Origin of the sequence: Acidovorax sp. SRB_14 (assembly GCF_012932145.1) — a bacterium.
Classification (GTDB): domain Bacteria; phylum Pseudomonadota; class Gammaproteobacteria; order Burkholderiales; family Burkholderiaceae_C; genus Simplicispira.
Genome location: NZ_MWOK01000007.1, coordinates 23,632 through 48,629, shown reverse-complemented (window position 1 = coordinate 48,629; position 24,998 = coordinate 23,632). Strand labels below are relative to the sequence as shown.

The 24,998-nt window shown below is 67.6% G+C and carries 22 protein-coding genes and 2 riboswitches; of the genes, 4 read left to right on the top strand and 18 right to left on the bottom strand.

Going from position 1 to position 24,998, the window contains the following annotated elements:
• Nucleotide 1: 1 nt before the first annotated feature.
• The 5 genes from B2J86_RS07450 to B2J86_RS07430 form a co-directional block, all read right to left on the bottom strand.
• Nucleotides 2-1,120, bottom strand: coding sequence for a substrate-binding domain-containing protein (locus tag B2J86_RS07450; RefSeq protein WP_169633684.1), 1,119 nt, complete (start codon nt 1,118-1,120; stop codon nt 2-4).
• Between the two features lie 55 nt (nt 1,121-1,175).
• A complete protein-coding gene (locus B2J86_RS07445) occupies nt 1,176-2,015 on the bottom strand; it encodes a substrate-binding domain-containing protein (protein WP_169633683.1) in 840 nt (279 codons plus the stop codon).
• Nucleotides 2,016-2,137: 122 nt separating this feature from the next.
• Nucleotides 2,138-4,057 carry a molybdopterin biosynthesis protein gene (locus tag B2J86_RS07440; protein WP_371736257.1) on the bottom strand — a complete coding sequence of 640 codons (1,920 nt, stop codon included), beginning with the start codon at nt 4,055-4,057 and terminating at the stop codon, nt 2,138-2,140.
• Entirely contained in the window at nt 4,054-5,307 is a 1,254-nt protein-coding gene (glp, locus tag B2J86_RS07435) for a gephyrin-like molybdotransferase Glp (RefSeq protein WP_173025111.1), read from the bottom strand. Before glp ends, B2J86_RS07440 begins: the two co-directional genes overlap by 4 nt.
• 375 nt (nt 5,308-5,682) lie before the next feature.
• Nucleotides 5,683-6,063, bottom strand: a complete 381-nt coding sequence (locus B2J86_RS07430) for a PilZ domain-containing protein (RefSeq protein WP_169167335.1) — start codon at nt 6,061-6,063, stop codon at nt 5,683-5,685.
• A gap of 345 nt (nt 6,064-6,408) precedes the next feature.
• On the opposite strand from B2J86_RS07430, the gene B2J86_RS07425 reads away from it, so the two are divergent.
• From B2J86_RS07425 to B2J86_RS07415, 3 genes are all read left to right on the top strand, one after another.
• Nucleotides 6,409-6,876, top strand: coding sequence for a hypothetical protein (locus tag B2J86_RS07425; RefSeq protein WP_169167334.1), 468 nt, complete (start codon nt 6,409-6,411; stop codon nt 6,874-6,876).
• 60 nt (nt 6,877-6,936) lie between these two features.
• Complete coding sequence (locus tag B2J86_RS07420) at nt 6,937-7,707, top strand: 2OG-Fe dioxygenase family protein (RefSeq protein WP_169633680.1); 771 nt, start codon at nt 6,937-6,939, stop codon at nt 7,705-7,707.
• A 96-nt stretch (nt 7,708-7,803) separates the two neighbouring features.
• Entirely contained in the window at nt 7,804-8,241 is a 438-nt protein-coding gene (locus tag B2J86_RS07415) for a universal stress protein (RefSeq protein ID WP_169167332.1), read from the top strand.
• A 91-nt stretch (nt 8,242-8,332) separates the two neighbouring features.
• Here the strand turns inward: B2J86_RS07415 and B2J86_RS07410 are convergent, their stop codons facing one another.
• The 11 genes from B2J86_RS07410 to B2J86_RS07360 all read right to left on the bottom strand — a co-directional run bounded on the left by B2J86_RS07410 (nt 8,333) and on the right by B2J86_RS07360 (nt 22,261).
• Nucleotides 8,333-9,310 carry a tripartite tricarboxylate transporter substrate binding protein gene (locus B2J86_RS07410; RefSeq protein WP_169167331.1) on the bottom strand — a complete coding sequence of 326 codons (978 nt, stop codon included), beginning with the start codon at nt 9,308-9,310 and terminating at the stop codon, nt 8,333-8,335.
• 154 nt (nt 9,311-9,464) lie between these two features.
• On the bottom strand, nt 9,465-10,649 hold the full coding sequence (gene bktB / locus B2J86_RS07405) for a beta-ketothiolase BktB (protein ID WP_169167330.1): 1,185 nt from the start codon (nt 10,647-10,649) through the stop codon (nt 9,465-9,467).
• A gap of 83 nt (nt 10,650-10,732) precedes the next feature.
• Nucleotides 10,733-11,491 carry an SDR family NAD(P)-dependent oxidoreductase gene (locus B2J86_RS07400; RefSeq protein ID WP_173025110.1) on the bottom strand — a complete coding sequence of 253 codons (759 nt, stop codon included), beginning with the start codon at nt 11,489-11,491 and terminating at the stop codon, nt 10,733-10,735.
• 126 nt (nt 11,492-11,617) lie between these two features.
• Nucleotides 11,618-12,286 carry an RluA family pseudouridine synthase gene (locus tag B2J86_RS07395; protein ID WP_173025109.1) on the bottom strand — a complete coding sequence of 223 codons (669 nt, stop codon included), beginning with the start codon at nt 12,284-12,286 and terminating at the stop codon, nt 11,618-11,620.
• Nucleotides 12,273-14,489, bottom strand: coding sequence for a PAS domain-containing sensor histidine kinase (locus B2J86_RS07390; protein WP_173025108.1), 2,217 nt, complete (start codon nt 14,487-14,489; stop codon nt 12,273-12,275). Before B2J86_RS07390 ends, B2J86_RS07395 begins: the two co-directional genes overlap by 14 nt.
• A 106-nt stretch (nt 14,490-14,595) precedes the next feature.
• On the bottom strand, nt 14,596-17,499 hold the full coding sequence (gene gcvP, locus B2J86_RS07385) for an aminomethyl-transferring glycine dehydrogenase (protein ID WP_173025107.1): 2,904 nt from the start codon (nt 17,497-17,499) through the stop codon (nt 14,596-14,598).
• Nucleotides 17,500-17,523: 24 nt separating this feature from the next.
• A complete protein-coding gene (gene gcvH / locus B2J86_RS07380; RefSeq protein WP_169167325.1) occupies nt 17,524-17,898 on the bottom strand; it encodes a glycine cleavage system protein GcvH in 375 nt (124 codons plus the stop codon).
• 88 nt (nt 17,899-17,986) lie between these two features.
• On the bottom strand, nt 17,987-19,123 hold the full coding sequence (gene gcvT / locus B2J86_RS07375) for a glycine cleavage system aminomethyltransferase GcvT (protein ID WP_173025106.1): 1,137 nt from the start codon (nt 19,121-19,123) through the stop codon (nt 17,987-17,989).
• Between the two features lie 45 nt (nt 19,124-19,168).
• Nucleotides 19,169-19,281, bottom strand: a riboswitch (glycine riboswitch).
• A gap of 13 nt (nt 19,282-19,294) precedes the next feature.
• A riboswitch (glycine riboswitch) is annotated at nt 19,295-19,397 on the bottom strand.
• Nucleotides 19,398-19,403: 6 nt separating this feature from the next.
• Nucleotides 19,404-20,681, bottom strand: coding sequence for a TRAP transporter large permease (locus tag B2J86_RS07370; protein WP_173025105.1), 1,278 nt, complete (start codon nt 20,679-20,681; stop codon nt 19,404-19,406).
• Nucleotides 20,678-21,172: a TRAP transporter small permease gene (locus B2J86_RS07365; protein ID WP_169167322.1), complete on the bottom strand. Its 495-nt coding sequence runs from the start codon at nt 21,170-21,172 to the stop codon at nt 20,678-20,680. Before B2J86_RS07365 ends, B2J86_RS07370 begins: the two co-directional genes overlap by 4 nt.
• A 117-nt stretch (nt 21,173-21,289) precedes the next feature.
• Nucleotides 21,290-22,261 (bottom strand): TRAP transporter substrate-binding protein, encoded by a 972-nt coding sequence (locus tag B2J86_RS07360; RefSeq protein WP_173025104.1) that lies wholly within the window; start codon nt 22,259-22,261, stop codon nt 21,290-21,292.
• 366 nt (nt 22,262-22,627) lie between these two features.
• Here B2J86_RS07360 and B2J86_RS07355 point away from each other — a divergent pair, with 366 nt between their 5' ends.
• Complete coding sequence (locus tag B2J86_RS07355) at nt 22,628-23,086, top strand: Lrp/AsnC family transcriptional regulator (protein WP_173025103.1); 459 nt, start codon at nt 22,628-22,630, stop codon at nt 23,084-23,086.
• A gap of 117 nt (nt 23,087-23,203) precedes the next feature.
• Here B2J86_RS07355 and B2J86_RS07350 read toward each other — a convergent pair whose 3' ends face one another.
• Both B2J86_RS07350 and B2J86_RS07345 read right to left on the bottom strand, forming a co-directional pair.
• A complete protein-coding gene (locus B2J86_RS07350; protein WP_173025102.1) occupies nt 23,204-23,998 on the bottom strand; it encodes an ABC transporter ATP-binding protein in 795 nt (264 codons plus the stop codon).
• Between the two features lie 20 nt (nt 23,999-24,018).
• The gene (locus tag B2J86_RS07345) at nt 24,019-24,909 is read right to left on the bottom strand and encodes an ABC transporter permease (protein ID WP_173025101.1); all 891 of its coding nucleotides are present in this window, start codon (nt 24,907-24,909) and stop codon (nt 24,019-24,021) included.
• Nucleotides 24,910-24,998: the final 89 nt, after the last annotated feature.

Sequence of the window (24,998 nt, the reverse complement as noted above, 5' to 3'; positions counted from 1 at the left end):
ATCACTGCTTCGGCTTTGTGTAGCGCCACCACGCCAGCGCCTGCGTGAGCGCAAGCACCTCGCCCGGCCGATTCACCCCGTAACCGGGCAGTTTCTCCAGCGCCTCGGCCCAAGCCGGTGACGCCAGTCGCTTGCGCAAAGCCCTCAGGGGCGGCGTCTCCAGGTCTTCCTTCAGGCACAGCAGGTAATAGTTTTCGTGCACCAGGGGCGAGAAGACGAGACCCGCTTGAATGGCTGCGGCTTCGATGCCAATGCCCACGTCCGCCGCGCCTGAGGCGATGGCCGCCGCCACGGCCACATGCGTGTCCTCCATGCGCGTGGTGTAGCCCGGCACCTGTTCTGGCTGCAGCCCGCTTTGTTCGAGCAGGTGATCCGTGAGCAGCCGCGTGCCCGACGCGGGTCGGCGTGACACGAAACGCCAGCGCCCGGTGCGCAGCGCCGCGATGCTGTCGGGCCGGGGCTCGCCCGGCCGCCAGATCCAGCCCTGACGCCGCCAATGGCTGCCGATGAGCTTGTGCTGTCCAGGCTGAAGCAGCGGTCGCAAAGCGCGTGCCATCACGCTGTCGGGTGCCGCATCCTGCGCCACATGAAAGCCGGCCACGCGACAGCGGCCATCTTTGAGTGCACGCAGTGCCTCCTGGCTACCCGCGAAGCGCAGGCCTATGTGCAAACCGTCACATTCCTCGGCCAGGGCCTGCAGCCGTGGCAGGCCCAGATCATGGCTGGCGAATATCTCCAGCACCTGCAGCGTGGCGTCATCGGCCAGCGCGAACACGCGTGCCAGTTCGGCACGCAGTGCCTCCACATGGGGCGTCATGCGCACGCGCGCCTGGCGCTCGGCCCACATGAGGCGCTGGGCGAACGGGGTGAGCCGTGCACGCTTGCCTTGCCCCCAATGCACCAGGGGCGCGCCCAACACATCTTCCCAATGCTTGAGCGAGCTCCAGGCATGCCGGTAAGAGCCGTTCTGAGCGCGCGCGGCCGCGCTGATGGAGCCGTGGGCCTGAAGCGCCGAAAGCAGGTCGAAAAGCGGGTTTTCGATTTCGGCCCCCAGCTGACTGGTGGCTTTGGCGGTCTCGAAGGTATAGCGCAGATGGATGCCGCGGCGTGAAGAGGGCATGGGCAAAAGCTGAATACTCCGCAGTGTTTCGCGTTCCGCAGCTGTGCAACAGCGTTTACACGCCTGGGTTGGCGTTCGGGAAGAAGAGTTGTTCGCCGCCGATCTTGTACGAGGCGATGGCATCCTGCCCAGCGCGCGAAACGACCCAGTCGGCGAAGACCTGCGCCTGGTCCTTCTTCGTGTGCGGATGCTTGGCCGGGTTCACAACCATCACGCCGTATTGATTGAACAACTGCTTGTCACCTTCGACGACGATGGCCAAATCGCCACGGTTCTTGAAGTTGAGCCAGGTGCCGCGATCGGAGAGCACGTAGGCGTTGTTGGTGGAGGCCGCGATGTTGAGCGCCTGACCCATGCCGCAGCCGCACTCTTTGTAGCCGGCTGGCTTGGCGGCGGCGAGGTCCACGCCGGCCACCTTCCACTGGCGCAATTCGGCGGAATGTGTTCCGCTTTTGTCGCCACGCGAGACGAAGGCCATGCCCGTGTCGCGCAGCCGTTTGAGCGCGTTAGCGATGTTGTTGCCGCGAACACCGGCCGGGTCGGCTTTCGGGCCCACCAGGATGAAGTCGTTGTACATGACCGGCCGACGCTCCAGTCCGAATCCCTCGGCAACAAACTTTTCCTCGGCGGGCTGGTCGTGCACGAACAGCACATCGGCGTCGCCACGCCGGGCCATGTCCAGCGCTTGGCCGGTGCCCACAGCCACCACCCGCACCTCAATGCCGGAGGCCTGCGTGAACTGTGGCAGAAGGTGCTTGAACAGGCCCGACTGCTCGGTGGAGGTGGTCGAGGCCATCACGATGAACTTGCTCTGGGCCTGAGCCAAGGGCGCGAGCAGCACAGTGGCAACAATGGCGGGGAGGGCGATGAGGACGAGGCGTTTGCGCGAGACCATGGGTGTGGGTACCTCTGACGACAAGGATGGGCCGATTTTCGAAGATTGCTCTTCAATGCACCATATGAGCAGCAGAGCATAGGTGGAGCGCGCAACCCGGGTGGGGTGGCTGTGCCGCTGCCTCAACTGCGCGGGTCGATTCGAAAGCCCAGATTGCGCAGCGCCGTGCGCGCAGCCTCGGATTGCAGCAGCGCGATGAACGCTTTCACTGCGGCCCGCTCCAGTCGCGCCTTGGGCACCACGAAGTCATAGCGCTCTTCCTGCACCGGAATGAAGCCCAGCCCGTACTGCCGCGCGACCGTGTCGATGGCCAGTCCCCAGTCGGCGCGTTGCTGCGCGACGGCGACCGCTACCGCATTGTGCGACTTGGTCTGCACGCCATAGCCCGCGGGTTTTGCATCACCCAGCAACCGGTCAATGAGGATGCGGGTGCCGCTGCCCGCATTGCGATTGACCATCGTGCAGCCGCGTTCGGCAATGGCGGCGGCAATGGCCGCGGCGGCATTGCGGCCTTCAAAGCGCACATCCCCGGGGCGGTAGACGATGCCCTGCATGCGGCCATAGCCGGGAATCAGCTCCAGCGCCGGTGTGAGCAGCGGCCGGTTGTATTCGCCCGTGGCCGGATCCATCAGATGGATGCCCGCCACATCGCATTCGCCGCGCTTGGCCGCCATCAGGCCGCCGGTGCTGCCAACGCTCATGGTCTTGATGCGAATGCCCTGGCGCATGAGTTCGCCCGAGAGCCAATCCAGCCCCACGCAATGGCTGCCGATGAGAATGAGGTCCGCCGGGTCCAGGCCCTCGCCGAGCAGTTGCACCTGCACGAGCGCGCCTGCATCGAGGATCTCGGTGTGCTGACCGATCGTGATGAAGCCGTCCGCACTGCTGAAGGTGGTGACCGAGCCCGAGCCTTTGCCCATGGGGTAGGCTGCCAGGCCTTCGTCGGTGGGCACCAGTCCCACGAGCAGGTATTCGGTGCGGCCGCGCTCGGAGTTCACGCGCATGGGCAGCGTGGCAGGCACCTGCGTGCGCTGCTCGCGCGGCAGGCCCGCGAAGGCGCGGATCACGGGCGCGAGGAATTCGTGGAAGGTGAAAACGGCCGAGGTCGGGAAGCCCGGCAGGATCACCACCGGCTTGCCGTCCGTGACCGCCAGGCAGACCGGCTTCCCAGGCTTGAGCGCCACGCCGTGCGCTACGATCCCCGGGTCGCTGAGCGCGGCCACCACGCGGTAGGACAGGTCGCCTTCGCCCTTCGATGTGCCGCCGGAGAAAACCACAGCGTCGCAATCCAACCCCTTCGTGAGCGCGGCTGACAGGGCTGCCTCGTCATCGGGGACCACGCCCAGCCGCACAGGTTCGCCACCCAATTCCTCTACGGCAGCAGCGATGATGGCGGCGTTGGAGTCGTACACCGCGCCCGTGGGCAGCGGCGCACCGGGCGCAACAATTTCATTGCCGGTGGAAAAGATCGCCACACGCGGCCTGCGGTGCACTCTGATCTCGGCCAATCCCAGCGCCGCCAGCACGCCAATCTCCCGCGAGCTCAGTGGCTGGCCTGCGCGCAGCACGGTTTCGCCGCGTGCGATGTCGGTGCCCGCGTAGCTCACATTCTCTCCGGCCGTTGCAGCGCGTCGGATTTGTACGCTGCCGCCATCGACGTCGGTGTGCTCCACCATCACCACCGCATCCGCTCCGCGTGGCAGCATGCCCCCGGTGGCGATGGACGTAGCCAGGCCAGCCGCCACTTCGCGGCGCGGCACGGTGCCAGGCGCCAGCGATTCATCGGTCAGCGCCACTGCGCGCGCCTCTTCTTCCATCGCACCCCAGGTGTCGGCTGCCTGCAAGGCGAAGCCATCGACGTTGGACCGGTCAAACCCGGGGACATCGATGGGGGCCACCACATCCTCGGCCAAAACCCTGCGAAGAGCGGCATGCAACGCGACGGTCTCGCTGCCGAGGGGCTTGAGCGTCAGGTGTTCACGGAAGCGGCGCTCGGCTTCGTCCCGCGTGACAACATGGAGGAATTGGGTTTGAGCTTTCACGGCCATTCGTAGAGATAGACGCTCACTTCGGAGCCGGGGCCATAGCCTTCGCTTTCAGAGGGCGCGATCACGAAACCATCGGCCCGCGTGGTGGTGCTCAGCATGGAGGCCCCCGACAGTGCGAGGGGCTCCACGCCGTCGGCGCCGAGCCGCACGCGCACATAGTCAACGCGGCCCACTTGCGAGACGATCTTGCGCGCCACCGTGGCACGTTGTGTGCGATATGGCCAGTCTCCAGGCCGACCGCCCATGGTGCGGACTGCGCGGCCTGCAAAAAAGTCGTACGCGCACAGGCACGACACCGGGTTGCCGGGCAACAAAAATACCAGTGCGCCTGCGATGCGCCCCATGCCAGCCGGGCTGGACGGACGCATGGCAACGCCGTGGATCGCCAACTCGCCCACCTTGGCCAACACACGAGGGGCATGGTCTTCTGCGCCGACGCTCGAGCCACCAGAAACCAGCACCACGTCAGCGCCGGGGGCCTGCAGCGCTTGCTCGATCGTCCCCGCATCGTCGCCCAGCCGCTGGTGCGATTCGAGCACCCCCCCGTCCCGCGCCACCAGGCCGCGCAATGTTATCGAATTGGCGTCATAGATCTCGTAGGGGCCTTTGGGGCTTCCGGGGGGGCGCACTTCGTTCCCGGTGACCAGCAGACGCACCCGCGGCCGACGCACCACCTCCAGGCTCGCTATGCCCAACGACGCGACCAACCCCACATCCTGCGGGCGCAGTCGACGACTGGCGTGGAGCGCCGTGCTACCGCGCGCTATGTCTTCGCCAACGTGACCCACGTGCTGCCCCGGAGCGACCGCGCGAGTGATGGTGAGGCGCCCCTCATGCTCGCTCGCGTATTCGGCGGGCACTACGGCGTCGCATCCGCAGGGCACCGGTGCTCCCGTCATGATGCGGATGGCGGTACCAGACAACACGTCGCCTTCGAAAGGCCGACCAGGCCACGCTTCGCCCACCAGTGGAAATTCCAGCGGGTTGTATTCGCCGGCACCCATGGTTTCTTTGCCGTGCAGCGCGTACCCGTCCATGGCTGCGCGGTCGAACTCGGGTACCGCGATGGGGGCGATCACGTCTTGGGAGAGGACACGTCCACTGGCCTCTTCGACTGCCACGGTTTCGCTGGACAAAAGCGGCGTGTTGGCATCAATCCAGGCCAGTGCGGATGCAACCTCCGCGCGCTGCGAGAAGCCGCGCATGCGCACGTCGGAGGGAGCGGTGAGGTGGGGTGTGGGCATTCAATTTAGTATAAGAGGTCGGTGCCCGAGCATCGTTCTGCCCACCAATCACACGGCCGTCGAGCCACCCGGTTCTGTCGGTGCAACGGACGCATCGCTTTCATGCGTCGATCGCCGGTGGTGCTCACCGATCCTGGCAGCGCAGCGGAGTGGTCGTGGCCTCGTTGCTGCCCCTTGTCCAGGTCATCGAACGAAACGTGTGCCGCTTTCACCGAAGCGCCACCGCGCTGGTGGTTTGGCACGTCTCAAGATCGACCAGCGCTTTGTGCGCTGGCTGGCCGGTGGCTTCGGGGCCCCGGGCCACCATGAGCCCGCAGCGCTGGCGCGCGCCGCAAGAGACCCATCCCACGGCCTGAGGACCGGGAACCGGTGCGCTCAGCGTGCGAGCGCCGCACCAGGGGCACCGAGTTCCGCCAGATCGCGTTCGAGCAGCGCAGGGTCTCCGAGTTGCAGTTCGATCAGCCGGCGCAAATGTGTCACGCTGTCGAGGTCGATGCCGCGGCACAACAGGCCGGCGTGGCGCCCCTCCACATAGGCCACCTGTACCGACATGGCGATGTGTGTTCCCGTGCCGGTCAGGGGCACCGTGAGACGGCACAGTGCGCCGGGCTCCAGGGGGGCCAGCGTGGGCAGCACCACCAAAGCCCCCTTGAGTGAGAGGTCCAGCACCTGGGTCCGACGCGTGCCGCTGGGCATGGCCAACTGCGCTGGCGCCTCAAAGAGGACCCGGATGAAATGGCGTCGTTCGTAGGGCATGGTGTTCTCCGCGCGGCTCCAGCCAATGGTCGCCATGCTAATGCAGGGGAAGCGAAATGTGCAGTTCCGGGCATGCCCCGCGACAGCCATCGCGCGAGCCATGTCCTTCAAGCGTCTGTGGCCGCAGTCCCACACCGATGGTGCCGTTGTTTGCTTCTAAAAATATAGCAATAGACGATGATAGGCAAACGGTATGTGGCGATTTTGCTGGGATTTAGGTGGCGTGTTGGCAGGCGCCATGCCGCGCGACATTGGATTTACTTACACTTTTAACCGGTGGTGGCACCGGAAGTGCCCCAGGACTTGTTACAACGGAAGAGTTCACCCATCTTTGAGGAATCCCCCATGAATCCAATACGCAGCCTGCTTTGTGCAGGTGCCGCAGCACTGCTTTGGGCGACCGCCGCGGGCGCTCATGCGCAGGCCTATGTCAATGCCACGGTGGACGGCGTCATTGCTCCCGGCGTGTATGGCCGGGTCCAGATTGGCAACGCGCCGCCCCCGCTGCTGTATGCGCAGCCGGTGCTGATCCAGCGACCGCCCGTGGTGGTGCACCAGGAACCGCTGTACCTGTACGTGCCGCCAGGCCATGCCAAGAACTGGCGCAAGCACTGCGCGCGCTACAACGCCTGCGCCCAGCCGGTGTACTTTGTCAAGGAGCCGCCCCGCCGCGGCCCGCACGGCGGGAAGGGCGGCCGCGACGACCGCTGGCACGGCGATGCGAGGCACGACCACGGCCGCGACCGTGATCGCGACCATGGCCGGGGCCACGACAAGGGCCACGGCAAAGGCCACGGGCGGCACGGCGACTGAGCTGCCTGCAGGGCGCGTGCTTGCCTGGGGCCGCCCATTCTGGGGGTAAGCTCGCACGCTATGGCGTCTGTCACTTTTTCTCCCCCGCTGTCTTCTCCCTCGCATGTCGCGCAGGCTTTGCGCAATGAGGGTTTTGCCGTGCTCGCCCCGGCCGACGTGGCCGCATGGGCGGGCTGTTCGCTGAGCGACCTGCAGGCATTGCGGGCGGACTGGGAGGAACTGCCGCCCGACGCCTACCTGAAGGACGGTGGGCGCTACAGGCACCGGCGCCATTCGTGCTTTGTGGTGCAGGAGGGCGTGGTGCAGCAGGTGCCGCACCGTGCACACTGGCAGCCGATCGAGTACAACGCCCTGCACGGTGGCATGGAACGGTGGTTCGAGCCCATGCGTGCCGATTCGCTGCAGCACCCCGCGTGGGGGCACTTGCTGCGAGCGCTGGCGGATGTGTGCGATGCGCTGTTCGCGCCGGCAGGCACTGCGCTGCCGTGGTTTGTCGAGGCGCACCAGTTCCGCATCGACACCACCGACGGCATTGGCCGGCCCACCCCCGAGGGCGCGCACCGCGACGGCGTGGACTTGGTGGCGGTCTTCCTGGTGGGGCGCAGCGGTGTCAAGGGCGGGGAAACGCGGGTGTTCGAGGCCAGTGCGCGCGGCGGCCAGCGTTTTACACTGACCGAGCCCTGGTCGCTGCTGCTGCTCGACGACGCGCGCATGGTGCACGAGACCACGCCGATCCAGCCCTTGGCCGAGGGCGGGCACCGCGACACGCTGGTGGTGACCTGCCGGCGTGGCAGCTTTCAGGGCAGCGATGCCATGCGCGATCGCACCTGATTTGACGCGAGTCAAGACGCCGCGCCGCGCGGGGGCGACACTTGGGCTTTACTTCCTCAGGCGCCGCCTGATAACAACCACCGAAGGAGAGGTTTCATGTTCAAACACATTCTGGTTCCTGTGGACGGCTCGCCCACCGCGATGCTGGCGGTGTCCAAGGCCGCTGCCCTGGCCAAGACGTTTGGCAGCGCGATCACGGCGCTGTATGTGATCGATCCTTACCCGTTCACCGGCGTCGGCGCCGATTTCGCCTACGGACAGGCCCAGTACCTCGCGGCCGCCACGGCCGAGGCCAACACCGCGCTCGATGCGGTCAAGAAAGCGATGGAAGAGGCTGGCATCGCGGTCAATACCGTGGTGGGCGAGGGCCATGCGGTGCACGACGGCATCGTGCGTGCCATCGAAAGCACGGGCGCCGACCTGGTGGTCATGGGCTCGCACGGCCGCCGCGGCCTCGAAAAACTCATGCTCGGCAGCGTGACCCAGCGCGTGTTGGGCGTGGTGAAGGTGCCTGTGCTGGTGGTGCGCGACTGATGGCGCGTTGGCGGCCCGCAGGGGCGTGACCCTGCGCAAGGGAAAAAAAACGGCTCCGTTCTGGAGCCGTTGTTGTTGGTGCCGGGCCGGCTTATTCGATCTTGGCGCCCGAAGCCTGCACGATGCCCTTCCACTTGGCGTAGTCGGTCTTGAGCAGCGTGGCAAAGCGTTCGGGGCTCATGGCCTCGGCCTCGGCGCCCTGGGCCTGGATAGCGGCCTTCATCTCGGGCGTGGCCAGCAGCTTGTTCACCTCGGCGTTGACGGTGTTCACGATGGCAGCGGGCGTGCCGGCAGGCATGAACAGGCCGTACCAGGTGCTCACGTCAAAGTCCTTGAAGCCCGACTCGGCCACGGTGGGCACCTCGGGCAGCGACGAGCTGCGCCTGGCCGAGGTGACTGCCAGCGGGCGCAGCTTGCCGGACTTGATCTGGCCCATGGCCGAGGGCAGGGACGACACCAGCAGGTCCACGTTGCCGGCCAGCGCGTCCATCAGCGCGGGGTTGGAGCCCTTGTAGGGGATGTGGCTGAGCTTGATCCCGGCAGCTTTTTCGAACAGGTCGCCCGCCAGGTGGATGGACGTGCCATTGCCGGGCGAGCCGTAGGTGATCTTGCCGGGCTCGGCGCGCGCTGCGGCGATCACATCCGCGAGGGTCTTGAACCTGGAGTTGGCGCTGGTGGCGATGACCACCGGCGTGTAGGCCACGTGCGCCACGGCCACCAGGTCCTTGGTGGGGTCCCAGGGCAGGTTCTTGTACAGCCACGGGCCGATCACGAGGTTGTCCTTCTGGCCCATCACCATGTCGTAGCCCGTGGGGGCGGCCTTCACGGCTTCGCTGATGCCGATGGTGCCGCCCGCGCCGGCCTTGTTGTCGGCCACCACGGTCCAATGCGCCTGTTCGGCGAGTTTGGTGGCCACCAGGCGCGCGAGGATGTCGGTGCCGCCGCCGGGCGGGAACGGCACGATCATGCGCACCGGCTTGGTGGGGTAGGCCGCGGCGGGGGCCTGGGCATGGGCCGCGGTGCCCAGCGCGAGCGCGAGGGCGGTGAACGAAAGAAGGTGGCGAATCATCGGGTAGGGTCTCCAAAAAAAGAAGGGCTGCGTCTGCGCGCGCCGCTGCGGTGGCCTGGAAGGCACCGGGCATGATCGCTGATCATGGACGGTGCGCAACCTTGCCCATCGGGCGGGCGGCAGCGCAAACGGCGGGCGCGGCGCAGGTACGGGGTTACATGCGTTCAAAAATGGCGGCGATGCCCTGGCCGCCGCCAATGCACATCGTGACAAGGGCGTAGCGGCCCTGGATGCGCTGCAGCTCGTGCAGGGCTTTCACGGTGATCAGCGCGCCGGTGGCGCCGATCGGGTGGCCCAACGAGATGCCCGAGCCGTTGGGGTTGACCTTGGCCGGGTCCAGCCCCAGGTCGCGGCTGACGGCGCAGGCTTGCGCGGCAAAGGCTTCGTTGGCCTCAATCACGTCGAGGTCGTTGACCGTGAGGCCGGCTTTCTTGAGCGCCAGCTGCGTGGCCGGCACGGGGCCGATGCCCATGTACTTCGGGTCCACGCCCGCGTGCGCATAGGCCACGAGGCGGGCCAGCGGCTTGGCGCCGCGGGCCTGGGCGGTCTTCGCTTCCATCAGCACCACGGCGGCGGCAGCATCGTTGATGCCCGAGGCATTGCCGGCCGTCACGGTGCCGTTTTCCTTGGCGAACACGGGCTTGAGCTTGGCCATGTCTTCGAGCGTGGCGCCGGGGCGGAAATGCTCGTCGGTGGCGTAGGCCACTTCGCCCTTGCGGCCCTTGAGCATGACCGGGACGATCTGGCCGTGGAAGTAGCCCGCCTGCGTGGCGCGCTCGGCGCGGTGGTGGCTTTCCACCGCCAGCCGGTCCTGCTCTTCGCGCGTGATGCCCCATTTGGCGGCGATGTTCTCGGCCGTCACGCCCATGTGGATGGTGTGGAACGGGTCGTGCAGCGCGCCCATCATCATGTCGATCATTTTCGTGTCGCCCATGCGCGCGCCAAAGCGCGTGGCCAGGCTGGCATAGGGCGCGCGGCTCATGTTCTCGGCGCCGCCGCCGATGGCGATATCGGCGTCGCCCAGCAGGATCGACTGGCTGGCGTTGACGATGGCCTGCAGGCCCGAGCCGCACAGGCGGTTGACGTTGTAGGCCGGCGTGCGTTCGCCGCAGCCGCCCTGGATCGCCGCCACGCGCGAGAGGTACATGTCCTTGGGCTCGGTATTGACGACGTGGCCGAACACCACGTGGCCGACGTCCTGGCCGTCGACGTGGGCGCGCGCCAGCGATTCGCGCACGACCAGGGCACCGAGTTCGGTGGGGGGCACGTCCTTCAAGCTGCCGCCAAAGGTACCGATGGCGGTGCGCACGCCGCTGACAACTACGACTTCACGGGTCATGGGAAACTCCTTTTAAGGGTCAAATGGGCTTCAAACGCTTGCTCTGCCTGCGCTGGTAGCTATCAAAATAATTCTGGAGGCGCTCAGGCCTCCCGCACGTCGGCGACCGGGTGGGTGCCAAAGTCCGGCCGCTGCAGCCAGGCCAGCACGCGGGCCGCGGCGTCGTCGGTCGAGGTGAGCTGGCCCGCCGTTTTGAGGCGGGCAAAGCTCTGTGCATCCGGAAAGGCGGCCGGGTCGGTGCCGCGCAGTTGGAGCTGCATGTCGGTGTCGATCACACCGGGAGCCAGCGAGCATACCTTGGCGCCGTGCGGCTGCAGCGCTTCGTCGAGCGCCAGGCAGCGCGTGAAATGGTCCATGCCGGCCTTGGCTGCGCAGTAGGCCGACTGCGACGCCATGGCGCGCCGGCCCAGCCCCGACGAGATGTTGAGCACCTTGCGCGGAACGCCCCAGTCCGCGGTCGCGCCCAGGAAGGCCGCGCACAGCAGCAGGGGTGCCTCCAGGCCCACGCGCAGGGCGCGGGCGAGGTCTGCCGGCGCGCTGGCGGACAGCGGCGCCACCGGCGGTATCACGCCGGCGTTGTTGATCAGTGCGGCGCTCTGCACCTCGCCGCGGGGCTGGGCGCCCAGCCAGCTGCGCAGCCGCTCGGCCGCTGCCTCGCCCTGCGCCAGGTCTTGCTGCCACTGCTCCAGTTGGGCGCCCGACGCTTGGGCCTGGGCGGCCAGGTCGGTGTTGGCGTGGCGGGAAATGGCCAGCAGCAGGTGGCCGGGGCGCAGCAATTGGCGCGCCATGGCCAGGCCCATGCCGCGCGAGGCGCCTGTGAGGATGGTGAGGTGGTAAGGCATGGCGTGATGTTAGCGGGCCGCAGCGCGCGGGCCTGTCGTGGCAGCGACGGCGGTAACGTTGGCCCGATGGTGGTTGAAATGATAGCTGCCAGCGCTTGTACCATCAGCGTTTTGGGCTGTTTTGGCTTAAAACTCTGCCGGCAGGGCGTATTGCACCCAGGCGCCGCATTCCGGGTGCGCGAAGGCCAGCCGTGTGGCGTGCAGCAGCAGGCGCGGCGTGCGCGCTGCGGTGGCGGCGTCGGCATAGAGCGCGTCGCCCAGGATGGGGTGGCCCAGGGCCGCGAGGTGCACGCGCAGCTGGTGCGTGCGGCCGGTGACGGGTTCGAGCTCGAGCCGCGTGGTCTGCGCGGCAGCATCGTGGTCGAGCACGCGCCAGCGCGTGTGGCTGGGCTTGCCCTGCGCGGCATCGACCACGCGCAGCGGGCGCCGCTCCCAGTCGGCGGCAATCGGCAGGTCGATGTCGCCCCACGCGCTGTCCGCGGGCAGGGCCATGCAGCCCTGCACCACGGCCTGGTAGCGCTTTTGGACCTGGCGCTCGGCAAAGGCCTGGCTGAGGGCGCGCTGCACGCCTGCGCTGCGCGCCATCAGCACCAGGCCCGAGGTGGCCATGTCCAGCCGGTGCACCACCAGGGCGCCGGGCCAGTGCTGCTGGGCGCGCGCGCTCAGGCAGTCCTGCTTGTCGGCGCCGCGCCCGGGCACGCACAGCAGGCCGGCGGGCTTGGCCAGCACCAGCAGGGCGTCGTCGGCGTGCAGGCAGGCGACGGCGGGCGCGCCGCGCGGTTCAGTGCCCGGCATGGCCGGTGCCCGGGGCGCCGCTGACTTCGCCGCTGAGGAGGCGCTGCACGGTGGCGCACAATTCCTCGGCGTCGTTGGGCTTGTGGATCAGGGCGCGTGCGCCTTCGGCCAACGCGGCCTGCTCGATCTCGGCCGTGACATAGCCCGAGGCCAGCGCCACCGGCAGATCGGCGCGGATGGCGCGCGCCTCGCGCACCAGGTCCACGCCACAGTAGCCGGGCATGTTGTAGTCGGTCACCAGCAGGTCGTAGCGCTGCGGGTCGGCACGCAGCGCGGCGGCGGCGGCGCGCGGGTCGGTGAAGCCGCTGATGGTGTAGCCGCGCCGGCGCAGTAGGCGCTGCACGAGAAAGACCAGCGCCTCGTCGTCGTCGACGTACATGACGTGGTGGTGGTGCGCAGGCGCTGGCGTGGCTGCGGGGGCCGGTGCGGCGGCTGCTGCGGCAGGCGCCGCGGCCGCAGCAGCGGTGCCGGGCGGCGCGGGTTCGGCCACCGGGAAGTACAGCGTGAAGCGGCTGCCCTGGCCGGGCGTGCTGTGCACGTCGACCGCGCCCTGGTGCGTGCGCATGACGCCATGCACCACGGCCAGGCCCAGGCCCGTGCCCTGGCCCACGGGCTTGGTCGTGAAGAAGGGCTCGAACACGCGCTGCAAGGTCGCCGAGTCCATGCCCGGGCCGCTGTCGTGCACGGTGATGGCCACGTAGCTGCCCTGCGCCAGGCCCAGGCGCTCGCACAGCCGCGGGTCGGGGTGGGCCAGCACGGTCTCCACGGTGACCGTGCCGCGCGCCTCGCCGATGGCGTGGATGGCGTTGGTGCACAGGTTCAGCAGGGCCTGTTCGACCTGGGTGGGGTCGGCGTGGATGGCCGGCAGCGGGCGGGCGGTGTGCAGGCACAGCTCGATGGCCGGCGGCAGTGTCACGCGCAGCAGGCGCTGGGTGTCGTGCAGCACCTCGGACACCACCACGGCGCTGCGGTGCGGCGGCTCGTTGCGGCTGAAGGTGAGGATCTGGCGCACCAGGTCGCGCGCGCGGCGGCCCGCTTTTTCGATCTCGACCAGGCTTTCGAAGGCCGGCGCATCGGGGCCGCAGTCGGCCTTGGCCAGCTCGGCGTTGCCCAGGATGGCGCTGAGGATGTTGTTGAAGTCGTGCGCAATGCCGCCGGCCATGGTGCCCACGGCCTGCATCTTGTGCGACTCGCGCAGCTGGGCTTCGAGCTCGTTGCGGTGCGCCTCGGCCTTCTTGCGGCCCGTGAGGTCGCGCGCGAACACGGTCGTGGTCTCGCCCTCGGCGTGGCGCTCGAACGACACGCTCACTTCCACGGCCAACTCCTTGCCGCTGGCGCTGATCGCGGTCATCTCGCCCAGCAGGGCCTGGGTGGTGAGCTGGGCGAAGGCCAGGGCCTGCCCGGCCTCGGGCAGGAAGCGCGTGAGCGGGCTGCCCAGCGCGTCGCTGGCGGCGCACTGGAACAGCACCGCTGCCGTGGGGTTGAAGACCGTGATGCGCTGGTGCTGGTCGACGCAGACGATGGCGTCGAGGGCGGAGTTGATGACCGCTTCGAGCCGGCGTTCGCTGGCGTGCAGCTGGGCGTTGCGCTGCTGCAGTGCCTGCGCGCTGTGCTGCAGCGCCCGTCGCTCGGCCAGCAGCGGGCCCTGGTCGATGACGGCGCAGAGAAACTGCAGCAGCGTGGGCTCGCCGTCCTGCGGCGCCTCGATGCGGGCGATGTGCAGGTCGCCAGTGATGTGGCTGTGCGCACCGCAGCGGAACACCACTTCGGTCGCCTCGCCGTGGCCTTCGGTGCGCGCGCGCGCAAAAGCCTGCTGCACGCGCTCGGTGTCTGCGGCGCTGACGAAAGGCAGCAGCGACGTGAGAGGGCGGTCGCCTTCGGTGGGCTGGAAGGAGCGGTGCGCCATCGCATTGGCCTGTACCACCATGTCGTGCTCGTCGAGCACCATAAGGGCCAGCGGCACGCTCGAAAACAGCGTCTCGAAGCGCTCGGAGGCGCTTTCGGCCGCTGCCTGGCTGTAGCGCAAAACCTTGTTTTGCACCTCCAGTTCGGCCTGGTAGGCGCGCAGCTCGGCGATCAGGCTGGCCACGGCGCCGGTGGGCCGGTCGGCCATCTGCCGGCGATCGGTGTCGGCGGCCGCGTCCGGCGGTGGCGCTGGGGACTCGGCGGTGCGCAGAAGAAAGGAGAGGTCGGGGCGGCTCATAAAGGGGGTGGCCGCACAGGCCGGCGGCAGCTGCGCTGCGCGCCGGGGTGTCGGCTGCGGCAGTGTAAGCGCGCCGCCGCCTGCCGACCGCCCGCGGCGGGCGGACTCAGGCTTCGTAGTCGCCGACCGGCAGGCAGCTGCAAAACAGGTTGCGGTCGCCGTACACGTTGTCGACGCGGCCCACGGGCGACCAGTATTTGGTCTGGCGCAGCGAGGGCACGGGGTAGGCCGCCGCCTCGCGCGGGTAGGGGTGGGTCCAGTCGCTCGCGAGCAGGCTTTCGGCCGTGTGCGGCGCGTTCTTGAGCGGGTTGTCGTCTTGCGGCCAGGTGCCGGCCTCGATCTGGCGGATCTCGTGGCGGATCGCGACCATCGCGTCGATGAAGCGGTCGATCTCGTACAGCGTCTCGCTTTCGGTGGGCTCGACCATCAGCGTGTTGGGCACGGGGAAGGAGAGCGTGGGGGCGTGGAAGCCGTAGTCGATCAGCCGCTTTGCCACGTCCTCGGCCATCACGCCGCTGCTGTCCTTGAGCCCGCGCAGGTCCAGGATGCATTCGTGCGCCACATGGCCGTTGGCGCTGGCGTACAGCGTGGGGTAGTGGGCCGCGAGGCGCGCGCTGATGTAGTTAGCGCTCAGGATGGCGGTCTCGGTGGCGGCCTGCAGCCCTTCGGCGCCCATCATGCGGATGTACATCCAGCTGATCGGCAGCACGGCGGCGTTGCCCAGCGGCGCGGCGCTGACCGCACCCACGCCACCGGCCACGCCACCTGTGGCATGTCCAGGCAGGTAGGGCACGAGGTCCTCGACCACGCACACGGGGCCGACGCCAGGGCCGCCGCCGCCGTGCGGGATGCAGAAGGTCTTGTGCAGGTTCAGGTGGCTCACGTCGCCGCCGAACTCGCCGGGCGCGGCCACGCCCACCAGCGCGTTCATGTTCGCGCCGTCCACATAGACGCGGCCGCCGTGCTGGTGTACCAGGGCGCACAGCGCTTTCACCTGGGTCTCGAACACCCCGTGCGTGCTGGGATAGGTGATCATCACGCAGGCCAGGCGGTCGCTGTGCCGCTCGCATTGGGCCTGCAGGTCGTCCAAATCCACGTTGCCGTTGGCGTCGCAGGCGGTCACCACGACCTGCATGCCCACCATCTGGGCGCTGGCGGGGTTGGTGCCGTGCGCGCTGCTGGGGATCAGGCAGATGTTGCGGTGGCCCTGGCCCTGGGCCGCGTGGTAGGCCTTGATGGCGAGCAGGCCGGCGTATTCGCCCTGCGAGCCGGCGTTGGGCTGCAGGCTGATGCCGGCGTAGCCTGTGGCCTGGCACAGCCAGGCGCGCAGCTGCGCGTCGAGCTCGGCGTAGCCCTGCAGCTGGTCGGCCGGCGCGAACGGGTGCATGTTCGCGAACTCGGGCCAGGTGATCGGGATCATTTCGCTCGTGGCGTTGAGCTTCATGGTGCACGAGCCCAGCGGGATCATGCTGCGGTCGAGCGCCAGGTCCTTGTCGGACAGCTGGCGGATGTAGCGCAGCATGGCCGTCTCGGAATGGTGGGTGTTGAAGACCGGGTGCGTGAGGTAGCTGCTGGTGCGGCGCAGCCCGGCAGGGATCAAGGGCTCGACGCCGTCTTCAAAGGCGTCGAAGCTTGGAAGCGGCTGGCCGTCCTGCGCAAAGATCTGCCACAGCAGCTCGATGTCGGCGCGCGTGGTGGTTTCGTCGAGCGAGATGCAGAGATAGTCTTCGAAGTAAATTCGCAGGTTGGCGCCCATCTGCACTGCGCGAGCAGCTATGGTTTTGGTAGCGTCATCGGTTTTCAGCGACAGGGTGTCGAAGCAGTGTTGCGGGCGCACGGGGGCCCCCAGCTGTGCGAGGCCCTGCGCCAGGATGGCGGTGTAGGCTGCCACGCGCTGCGCAATGCGGCGCAGGCCCTGCGGCCCGTGGTAGACCGCGTACATGCTGGCGATCACCGCCGGCAGCACCTGGGCGGTGCAGATGTTGGAGGTGGCTTTTTCGCGGCGGATGTGCTGCTCGCGTGTCTGCAGGGCCAGGCGGTAGGCCGGGTTGCCGTGCGTGTCCACGCTCACGCCGACCAGGCGCCCGGGCAGCGAGCGCTTGAACTCGTCGCGGCAGGCCATGTAGGCGGCGTGCGGGCCGCCAGCGCCCATGGGCATGCCCAGGCGCTGCGTGGTGCCGACGACGATGTCGGCGCCCCATTCGCCGGGCGGCGTGATCAGCGTGAGGGCCAGCAGGTCGGCTGCTGCGATGAAGGCGGCCTGTCGGGCGTGGGCTTTCTCCACGTCGGCACGCAGGTCGTCGATGCGGCCGCTGGTGGCGGGGTACTGGGCCAGCACGGCGAAATAGTCGCCGTCCAGCGCGGCGTCCCACTGTTCGCGTGAATCAGCGAGCACGACCTCAATGCCCAGCGGCTTGGCGCGGGTCTGGATGACCTCGATGGTCTGCGGGTGCGCGTCGCCGGCCACGATGAAGCGGTTGCTGCGGGATTTGACCGAGCGCTTGGACAGCGCCATGGCCTCGGCGGCGGCCGTGGCCTCGTCGAGCATGGAGGCGTTGGCCATGGGCATGGCCGTGAGGTCGCACACCAGGGTCTGGAAATTGAGCAGGGCTTCGAGGCGGCCCTGTGAGATCTCGGCCTGGTAAGGCGTGTAGGCCGTGTACCAGGCCGGGTTCTCCAGCACGTTGCGCAGGATGACGCCGGGCGTGTGCGTGCCGTAGTAGCCCTGGCCGATGAAGCTGCGCAGGACTTTGTTCTTCGATGCCAACGCCTTGAGTTCGGCCAGCGCCTGCGCCTCGGTCACCGGCGCGGGCAGGTCCATGGCGCGGCTGCGCGCAATGGAACGGGGCACGATGGAGTCGATGAGGGCGCGGCGCGAGGCCTCGCCGACCACCGACAGCATGTGCGCCTCGTCGGCCGCATCGATGCCGATGTGGCGGGGCAGGAATTCGGTGGCGTTTTCGAGCTCGCCGAGCGGCGAAAGGTTCTGCAGGGCGGAGGGCATCGGCATGGGAAGGGCCAGTCTGGAAGGGGGTTAGGCGTTCTGGGCGAAGTCGGTGTAGGCGGTCTCGTCCATGAGCTCGGTCAGTTGCGCCGGGTCGCTGAGCTTGACCTTGAAGAACCAGCCTGCGCCCAGCGGGTCGGAGTTGGCGAGCGACGGGTCGGCGCGCAGGGCTTCGTTGACTTCGACGATTTCGCCGCTCAGCGGCATGAACACATCGGCCGCGGCCTTGACCGACTCGACCACGCCGGCGACATCGCCCTGCGCAAAGGTGGCGCCGACTTCGGGCAGGTCGACGAAGACCACATCGCCCAGCGCGTCTTGCGCGTGCACGGTGATGCCGACAACGGCGGCCTGGGGGTCAGCGGCGTTGACCCATTCGTGGTCGCGCGAGTAATGGATGGACATGGAACAGTTCTCCGGTCAAAGTGGTGGAATCAGGAATGTAACGGGCGGCGCAGGCAAAAAACGCATGGGCGCACGCCCGCAGCTGCGGTCAGCCGCGGTGGTAGCGCGTGGGCACGAAGGGCGTGGGCGCCACCACCATGGGCACGGGCTTGCCGCGCACGAGGGCGAACAGTTCGGTGCCAACGGGGGCGTAGTCGGGCTGCACATAGGCCATGGCGATGGGCTGGTTCAGCGTGGGGCTCAGCAGGCCGCTGGTGACCTGGCCGACGGCCTGGCCGTCCAGGTTCTCCAGCACGGCGAGTTCGCGCACGGGGATGCGCTCTTTGGCGACCAGGGCGACGCGCTTGCGCGTGAGCAGGGCGGGGTCGTCGAGCTGCGCCAGCACCGTGCCGGCGCCGGGAAAGCCGCCCGCGCGCGCGCCGCCGCTGCGACGCACCTTCGAGATCGCCCAGTTCAGGCCCGCCTCGGGCGGCGTGGTGCTGGTGTCGAGGTCGTTGCCGTACAGGCACAGGCCCGCTTCCAGGCGCAGCGAGTTGCGTGCACCCAGTCCGATGGGCTTGACTTCGGGCTGCGCCAGCAGCGCGCGCGCCAGGGTGTCGGCCTGGGCGGCGGGCACGGAGATTTCAAAACCGTCCTCGCCGGTGTAGCCGCTGCGCGTGACAAAGCAGTCGCTGCCCGCGATGCGGAAGTTGCCGCCGGTCATGAACACCAGCTTGTCGGTGCCGGGCGCCAGGCGCGCGAGCACGGCTGCGGCGTGCGGGCCCTGCAGCGCCAGCAGGGCCTGGTCGGGCAGCGCAATGACCTGGCAGCGCTGGCCGATTTCTGCCTGGATGTGCGCGATGTCGCCCAGCTTGCAGGCGCCGTTGACGATGGCGAAGATCTCGTCCTGCGCCACGCGAAAAAACATCAGGTCGTCGATGATGCCGCCCGCGTCGTTGAGCAGCAGGCCGTAGCGCTGCTTGCCCACGGGCAGGTCGACGACGTCGACGGGCATCAGGGTTTCGAACGCGGCCGCGGCCTCGGCTCCCACCAGGCGCAGCTGGCCCATGTGCGAGACATCGAACAGGCCGGCTGCCTGGCGCGTGTGCAGGTGCTCGGCCATCAGGCCGGCGGGGTACTGCACGGGCATGGAGTAGCCGGCGAACGGCACCATGCGCGCGCCCAGTTCGAGGTGCAGCGCGTTGAGCGGCGTGGTCAGCAAGGGGGCGGCGGCGGTGGCGGACATGGAGATCTCCAGGGCAAATGGGGGCCGTGGCCCACAGGCCACGCGATTTGCCCCGCTGTCCGCTTTACCTGAGAGATTCGCCCGGCGCTGTAAAGCACGGGGGTTGCTCCTTCGGTGGGTGGCCGCTGTTGCGGCCGCCTCTCTCCAGCAAGGGAACGCCCGCATCCCTGCGGGCGCTTGTCAGTCCTTTTGCCTGAGCGTTTGGTTTTCACCTGCGCCTTCGGCGGTACCGCGCACCAGGCAATGGCGGGGCACTCTCTCCTGAACCGGCGAATTCTACCTATTTTGCGTAGACCAGATCGCGCAGCGCGAGCGACAGCGAGGGCACGTAGGTGATGACCATCAGGCAGGCCAGGATGACCAGCACAAAGGGCAGCAGGTGCGTGACGATGCGGTCGAGCGAGATGCGCGCCACCGTGCAGGCGGCGAACAGGTTCACGCCGAACGGCGGCGTGATCATGCCGAGCGCCAGGTTGACCACCATGATCAGGCCAAAGTGCACCGGGTCGATGCCGAAATGCTGGGCCACCGGCGCCAGGATGGGCGCCAGCACGATGATGGCGGCGCTGGTCTCGATGAACATGCCGATGATGAACAGGGCGGCGTTCACCCCGAGCAGGAACAGCGCGGGCGACTGCAGCACCTCCTGCAGCCAGCGGCCGATGGCGTCGGGCACGCCGGCGCGCGTGATCAGGAAGGCGAACAGCCCGGCGTTGGCGATGATGAACATGATCACCGCCGACGAGAGCACCGATTTGCGCAATATCGCGGCCAGGTCCTGGGGCTTGATCTCGCGGTAGATCACGACGCCCACCACCAGCGCATAGAACACCGCCACGGCCGAGGCCTCGGTGGGCGTGAAGATGCCGCCGTAGATGCCGCCCAGGATGATCACCGGCATGAGCAGCGCCCAGCCGGCCTGCAGCGTGGCGCGGCCGAGCGGCATGCGCCCCGTGCCGTCGTTCTTGCCCCAGCCCTTCCATTTGCAATAGAGCCACACGAACAGCATCAGCGCGCCGCTGATGAGAAAGCCCGGGCCAAAGCCCGCGATGAACAGTTCGCCGATCGACACCTCGGCGCTCACGCCGTAGAGGATCAGCGGAATCGACGGCGGAATGATCACGCCGAGCTCGGCGCTCGTGGCCTGCAGCGCGGCGGCGTAGCTGGTGGGGTAGCCGTGCTTGATGAGCGCGGGGATCAGGATGGCGCCGATCGCGAACGTGGTCGCCACCGACGAGCCCGACACCGCCGCGAAGATCATGCAGGTGAGCACGCAGGTCATCGGCAGGCCGCCCTGCACGCCGCCGACGATGCTCTTGGCGAACTCGACCAGGCGGCGCGAGATGCCGCCGGTCTCCATCAGGTTGCCGGCCAGGATGAAGAACGGAATGGCGGCCAGCGGAAACTTGTTGATGGCGCCGAACATTTCCTTCACGGAAATCAGCATGTGCGCGTTCGACGCCTGGATGCCCAGGATGGCCGCCAATCCGATGGACACCGCAACGGAAACGGTGAGCGCGAAGCACACCACCATGGTGGAGATCATGACGCTGGTCATTGCGCGGTCTCCAGTTCCATGCGGCGCGGATCGATCAGGTTGCCGATGATGCCGACCACGCAGAACACACCACCGGCCGGCATCGCCAGATAGGCCCAGAACATCGACACCGATTCGAGGCCCGCCATGCTCTGCACGGCGCCGCGCTGGGTGTAGTCCCAGCCCCACCAGATGATGATGGCGATCAGCGTGAGCGCGGCGAGCGCCACGACCCATTCCAGCACGCGCTGCAGATGGGGTGGACTCCAGCGGTAGAGCACGTCCACGCTGACCATGGCGCCCTGGCGGAAGGCCGCCGGGATGCCGAGGAACACCATCCAGATCAGGCTGAAGCGGATCAGCACCTCGGTCCACTCGGCGGGTTGCTCGAACACGAAGCGCATCAGAATCTGGAACATGCCGAGCGCGGACGCGATGGCGAGCATGGCGCAGGCGCCCCACATGGCGACCGACGTGCACCAGCGTTCAAAAGTAAGGAATTGATTTTTCATGGGACTGCACGGGCGCGCCGGGATGCGCACCCCAAAGAGCAGAGTTTTGGAATGAAAACGCCCGTTGGTGCAATACCGACGGGCGTTGATAGCTATGAAAAGAGAAGTTGGATCGACTTACTTGACGTTGCGGATCTTGTCGAGCGTGGCCTTGCCGAACTGCTTTTCGAACTCGGCGTTGACCGGGGCGAGCGCCGCCACGAACTTGGCCTTGTCGATGGTGTCGATCACCGTCATGCCCTTGGCGCGCAGGTCGGCCACGCCCTTGGCGTCGTCCTCGTCCACGCGCGCGCGGTTGGCCTTGGTGCCTTCCTTGGCGGCGTCGAGGAAGGCCTGCTTGTCGGCGGCCGAGAGCTTGTCGAAAGACGCCTTGTTCATCACGAAGATGCAGGGCGAGTAGACGTGGCCGGTCAGCGTCAGGTGCTTTTGCACCTGGTCGAACTTGGCCGAGATGATGACGGGCAGCGGGTTCTCCTGGCCGTCGACGGTGCCCTGCTGCAACGCGGTGAACACCTCGGGGAAGGCCATGGGCGTGGTGATGATGCCAAAGCCCTTGTAGGCGGCGATGTGCACCGGGTTCTCCATGGTGCGCATCTTCAGGCCCTTGAGGTCGGCCGGGTCCTTCACATCGCGCTTGCTGTTCGTCATGTGGCGAAAGCCGTTCTCGGCCCAGGCCAGGGCCTTGAAGCCCTTGGCGTCGAACTTGGTCAGCATCTCCTGGCCGATGGGGCCGTCGAGCACGGCGCGGGCGTGCGCCTTGTCGCGGAACAGGAAGGGCACGTCGAGGATTTTCGTCTCGGGCACGAAGTTGGGCACCGGGCCGGTCGAGCTGAAGGCGAGTTCCTGCGTGCCCAGCTGCACGGCTTCGATGGATTCGCGCTCGCCGCCGAGGGCGCCGTTGTAGAAGGTCTGCACCTTGTAGCGCCCGCCCGTGCGCTTTTCGACTTCCTTGGCAAACGTATCGATGGCCACGCCCTGGTGCGAGTTCTGCGCCGTCGAGATGCTGATGCGCATGGTGGTCTGTGCGGATGCGGCGGCAGCAAAGCCGAGCGCGAGGCCCAGGCCGAGGGCGAGTTTGGTCAATTGCATGGAGTCTCCTGTCGGGATTTTTGCGGGGGTTGGGCGGGGTGCCTGCCACGGCGGGCGTGCGGCGTGCCACTCGCAAAAATTATGGCGCTGCAACATGGCCAGGGACATCGGGGTTTGCGCGGGTGTGCCAGAAAAGGCCGTGGTGCAGGGGGAGACGGGATGCCGCAGGGGGCGCGGGCTTGCCAGGCGCCCCCGGAGCTGGCGGTAACCAGTCGGGGGCCTGTCGGTTTGTGCGCTCCGGTAAGAGCGCCTTGATGGTTCAAGTATGGTGCGGCGGGGGGAGACGGTTTTTCTGAATTTGCGACGTTTTTCTGAGAATGCAGAAAATTATTCTGACAAATCGCCATTCTGTGAATAATGCGGCGAATGGATCGATTGGACAGAAAAATTCTCGCCGTTCTGCAGGGCAATGCGCGCGCCAGCCTGCAGGACATCGGCCAGGCCGTGGGCCTGAGCCCCTCGCCCTGCTGGGGGCGCATCAAGAAGATGGAAGAGGCCGGCGTGATCGAGGGCTACACCGTGCGCCTGAACCCGCACGCCCTCGGGCTGGGCGACACGGTGCTGGTGCAGGTCACGCTTGACAGCCACTCCGACAACACGCTGGAAAAGTTTGGCGAAACCTTGGCCAGCATTCCCGAGGTGATCGAGGCGCACCTGGTGTCGGGCGACTACGACTACCTGCTGCGCGTGGTGGTCAAGGACACGCGCGACTACGAGCGCCTTCTGCGCGAGAAGCTCTACAAGATCAAGGGCATCCGCCACAGTCGCTCCAGCTTCGTGCTGCGCACGCTGAAGAAAGCCGATCTGCCGCTGTTCGCCGATTGAGTCTGTTTCAGGTCAAATCGGCCTCTAACGCTTGTTGGTAAAGCGCTAGCAGCTATCGATTTTGATGTTGAAGGCCTGTCTGCAGCCCCGGAAGGAGCGCAGGCAGGTGCCACGGGCTTAGCCCAGCAGCAGTGCGTCGTCGGCCAGTTTTTCGCCGCGCACCTTCTCGAACATCTGGAGCAGGTCGGGCACGTCGAGGCGGCTGCGTTCCTCGCCCGACACGTCCAGCACCACTTGGCCCTGGTGCAGCATGACGGTGCGCTCGCCGACGTCCAGCGCCTGGCGCATGCTGTGCGTGACCATCATGGTGGTGAGCCGGTTCTCGGCCACGATGCGCGCCGTCAGCTGCAGCACGAAGTCGGCGGTGCGCGGGTCGAGCGCGGCGGTGTGCTCGTCGAGCAGCAGGATGCGCGAGGGCTGCAGCGCCGCCATCAGCAGGCTCACGGCCTGGCGCTGGCCGCCCGAGAGCAGACCGATGCGGTCGGTGAGGCGGCTCTCCAGCCCCAGGCCCAGCGTGGCCAGGCGCGCGCGGAAGGTCTCGCGCAGTGCGGTCTTGACGGCGCTGCGCAGGCCGCGGCGCGTGCCGCGCTGCTGCGCCAGGGCCATGTTCTCTTCGATGGTCAGGTCTTCGCAGGTGCCGGCCATGGGGTCCTGGAACACGCGGGCCACGCGCGATGAGCGCTCCCATACGGGCAGGCGCGTGACGTCGCTGCCGTCGATGGTGACGCGGCCGCTGTCCACCGCCAGGTCGCCCGAGATGGCGTTCAGGAAGGTGGACTTGCCGGCCCCGTTGGAGCCAATGACGGTGACGAACTGGCCGGCCGGGATGTCGAGCGACATGCCGCGCAGCGCGCGCATTTCGATCGGCGTGCCGGGGTTGAAGGTGATTTCGAGGTTTTGGGCGCTCAGCATGGGTCTTCTCTCGGGTGCGCTCAGTTCGGGCGGCGTTTGGCCAGCTTGCGCTTGAGCTGGGGAATGACCAGCGCGATGGTGACGAGCACGGCCGTGACCAGGTTCAGGTCCTGCGCCTTGAGGCCGATGAAGTCGCTGTTGAGCGCCAGCGCGATGAAAAAGCGGTAGACGATGGCACCGATGACGACGGCCAGCGTGGCGTAGATCAGGCGGCGCGACGGCAGGATGCTCTCGCCCACGATCACCGCCGCCAAGCCGATGACGATGGTGCCGATGCCCATGGAGATGTCGGAGCCGCCCTGCGTCTGGGCAAACAGCGCGCCCGCCAAGCCCACCAAGGCGTTGGAGACGGCCATGCCCAGCAGCACCATGGCGCCGGTGTTGACGCCCTGCGAGCGGGCCATGCGCGCATTGGAGCCGGTGGCGCGGATCGCCAGGCCCCGTTCGGTCGAGAAGAACCAGTCCATGAACAGCTTGGCGGCGATGACGATGACGGCCAGCAGCAGCGGGCGCGCCACGTAGTCGTCCATGCCGGCGGGCTGCAGCAGGGTGAACAGCGTGGGGTCGTTGATGAGCGGCACATTGGGGCCGCCCATGACGCGCAGGTTGATCGAGTACAGCGCGATCATCACCAGGATGCTGGCCAGCAGGTCCATGATCTTGAGGCGCACATTGAGCCAGCCGGTGACGAGCCCGGCGAAGGCGCCCGCGACGGTGGCGGCCAGCGTGGCCAGCCAGGGGTTGACGCCCGAGGAGATCAGGATGGCGCAGACCGCGCCGCCGAGCGGAAAGCTGCCGTCCACGGTCAGGTCGGGAAAGCGCAGCAGCCTGAACGAAATGAACACGCCCAGCGCCACGAGGCTGAAGATCAGGCCGATTTCAATGGCGCCGAGCAGGGAAAAGAGAGACATGGACGGCCAACGGTGGAATTAAAAGAAAGCAGGAGCCATGCGGTGCATGGCCCCTGCCGGTGGGTTGCGCCGTGCGGCGCCCCAAGGGC

Coding starts and splice junctions, on each gene's coding strand:
- B2J86_RS07410 (WP_169167331.1), bottom strand. CDS start 9,310: ATGATTCGCCACCTTCTTTCGTTCACCGCCCTCGCGCTCGCGCTGGGC.
- B2J86_RS07390 (WP_173025108.1), bottom strand. CDS start 14,489: ATGAGCCGCCCCGACCTCTCCTTTCTTCTGCGCACCGCCGAGTCCCCA.
- B2J86_RS07370 (WP_173025105.1), bottom strand. CDS start 20,681: ATGACCAGCGTCATGATCTCCACCATGGTGGTGTGCTTCGCGCTCACC.
- gcvH (WP_169167325.1), bottom strand. CDS start 17,898: ATGTCCATCCATTACTCGCGCGACCACGAATGGGTCAACGCCGCTGAC.
- B2J86_RS07395 (WP_173025109.1), bottom strand. CDS start 12,286: ATGCCGGGCACTGAACCGCGCGGCGCGCCCGCCGTCGCCTGCCTGCAC.
- B2J86_RS07420 (WP_169633680.1), top strand. CDS start 6,937: ATGGCGTCTGTCACTTTTTCTCCCCCGCTGTCTTCTCCCTCGCATGTC.
- bktB (WP_169167330.1), bottom strand. CDS start 10,649: ATGACCCGTGAAGTCGTAGTTGTCAGCGGCGTGCGCACCGCCATCGGT.
- B2J86_RS07430 (WP_169167335.1), bottom strand. CDS start 6,063: ATGCCCTACGAACGACGCCATTTCATCCGGGTCCTCTTTGAGGCGCCA.
- B2J86_RS07445 (WP_169633683.1), bottom strand. CDS start 2,015: ATGGTCTCGCGCAAACGCCTCGTCCTCATCGCCCTCCCCGCCATTGTT.
- glp (WP_173025111.1), bottom strand. CDS start 5,307: ATGCCCACACCCCACCTCACCGCTCCCTCCGACGTGCGCATGCGCGGC.
- B2J86_RS07350 (WP_173025102.1), bottom strand. CDS start 23,998: ATGCTGAGCGCCCAAAACCTCGAAATCACCTTCAACCCCGGCACGCCG.
- gcvT (WP_173025106.1), bottom strand. CDS start 19,123: ATGTCCGCCACCGCCGCCGCCCCCTTGCTGACCACGCCGCTCAACGCG.
- B2J86_RS07345 (WP_173025101.1), bottom strand. CDS start 24,909: ATGTCTCTCTTTTCCCTGCTCGGCGCCATTGAAATCGGCCTGATCTTC.
- B2J86_RS07365 (WP_169167322.1), bottom strand. CDS start 21,172: ATGAAAAATCAATTCCTTACTTTTGAACGCTGGTGCACGTCGGTCGCC.
- B2J86_RS07450 (WP_169633684.1), bottom strand. CDS start 1,120: ATGCCCTCTTCACGCCGCGGCATCCATCTGCGCTATACCTTCGAGACC.
- B2J86_RS07355 (WP_173025103.1), top strand. CDS start 22,628: ATGGATCGATTGGACAGAAAAATTCTCGCCGTTCTGCAGGGCAATGCG.
- B2J86_RS07415 (WP_169167332.1), top strand. CDS start 7,804: ATGTTCAAACACATTCTGGTTCCTGTGGACGGCTCGCCCACCGCGATG.
- B2J86_RS07400 (WP_173025110.1), bottom strand. CDS start 11,491: ATGCCTTACCACCTCACCATCCTCACAGGCGCCTCGCGCGGCATGGGC.
- B2J86_RS07360 (WP_173025104.1), bottom strand. CDS start 22,261: ATGCAATTGACCAAACTCGCCCTCGGCCTGGGCCTCGCGCTCGGCTTT.
- gcvP (WP_173025107.1), bottom strand. CDS start 17,499: ATGCCGATGCCCTCCGCCCTGCAGAACCTTTCGCCGCTCGGCGAGCTC.
- B2J86_RS07425 (WP_169167334.1), top strand. CDS start 6,409: ATGAATCCAATACGCAGCCTGCTTTGTGCAGGTGCCGCAGCACTGCTT.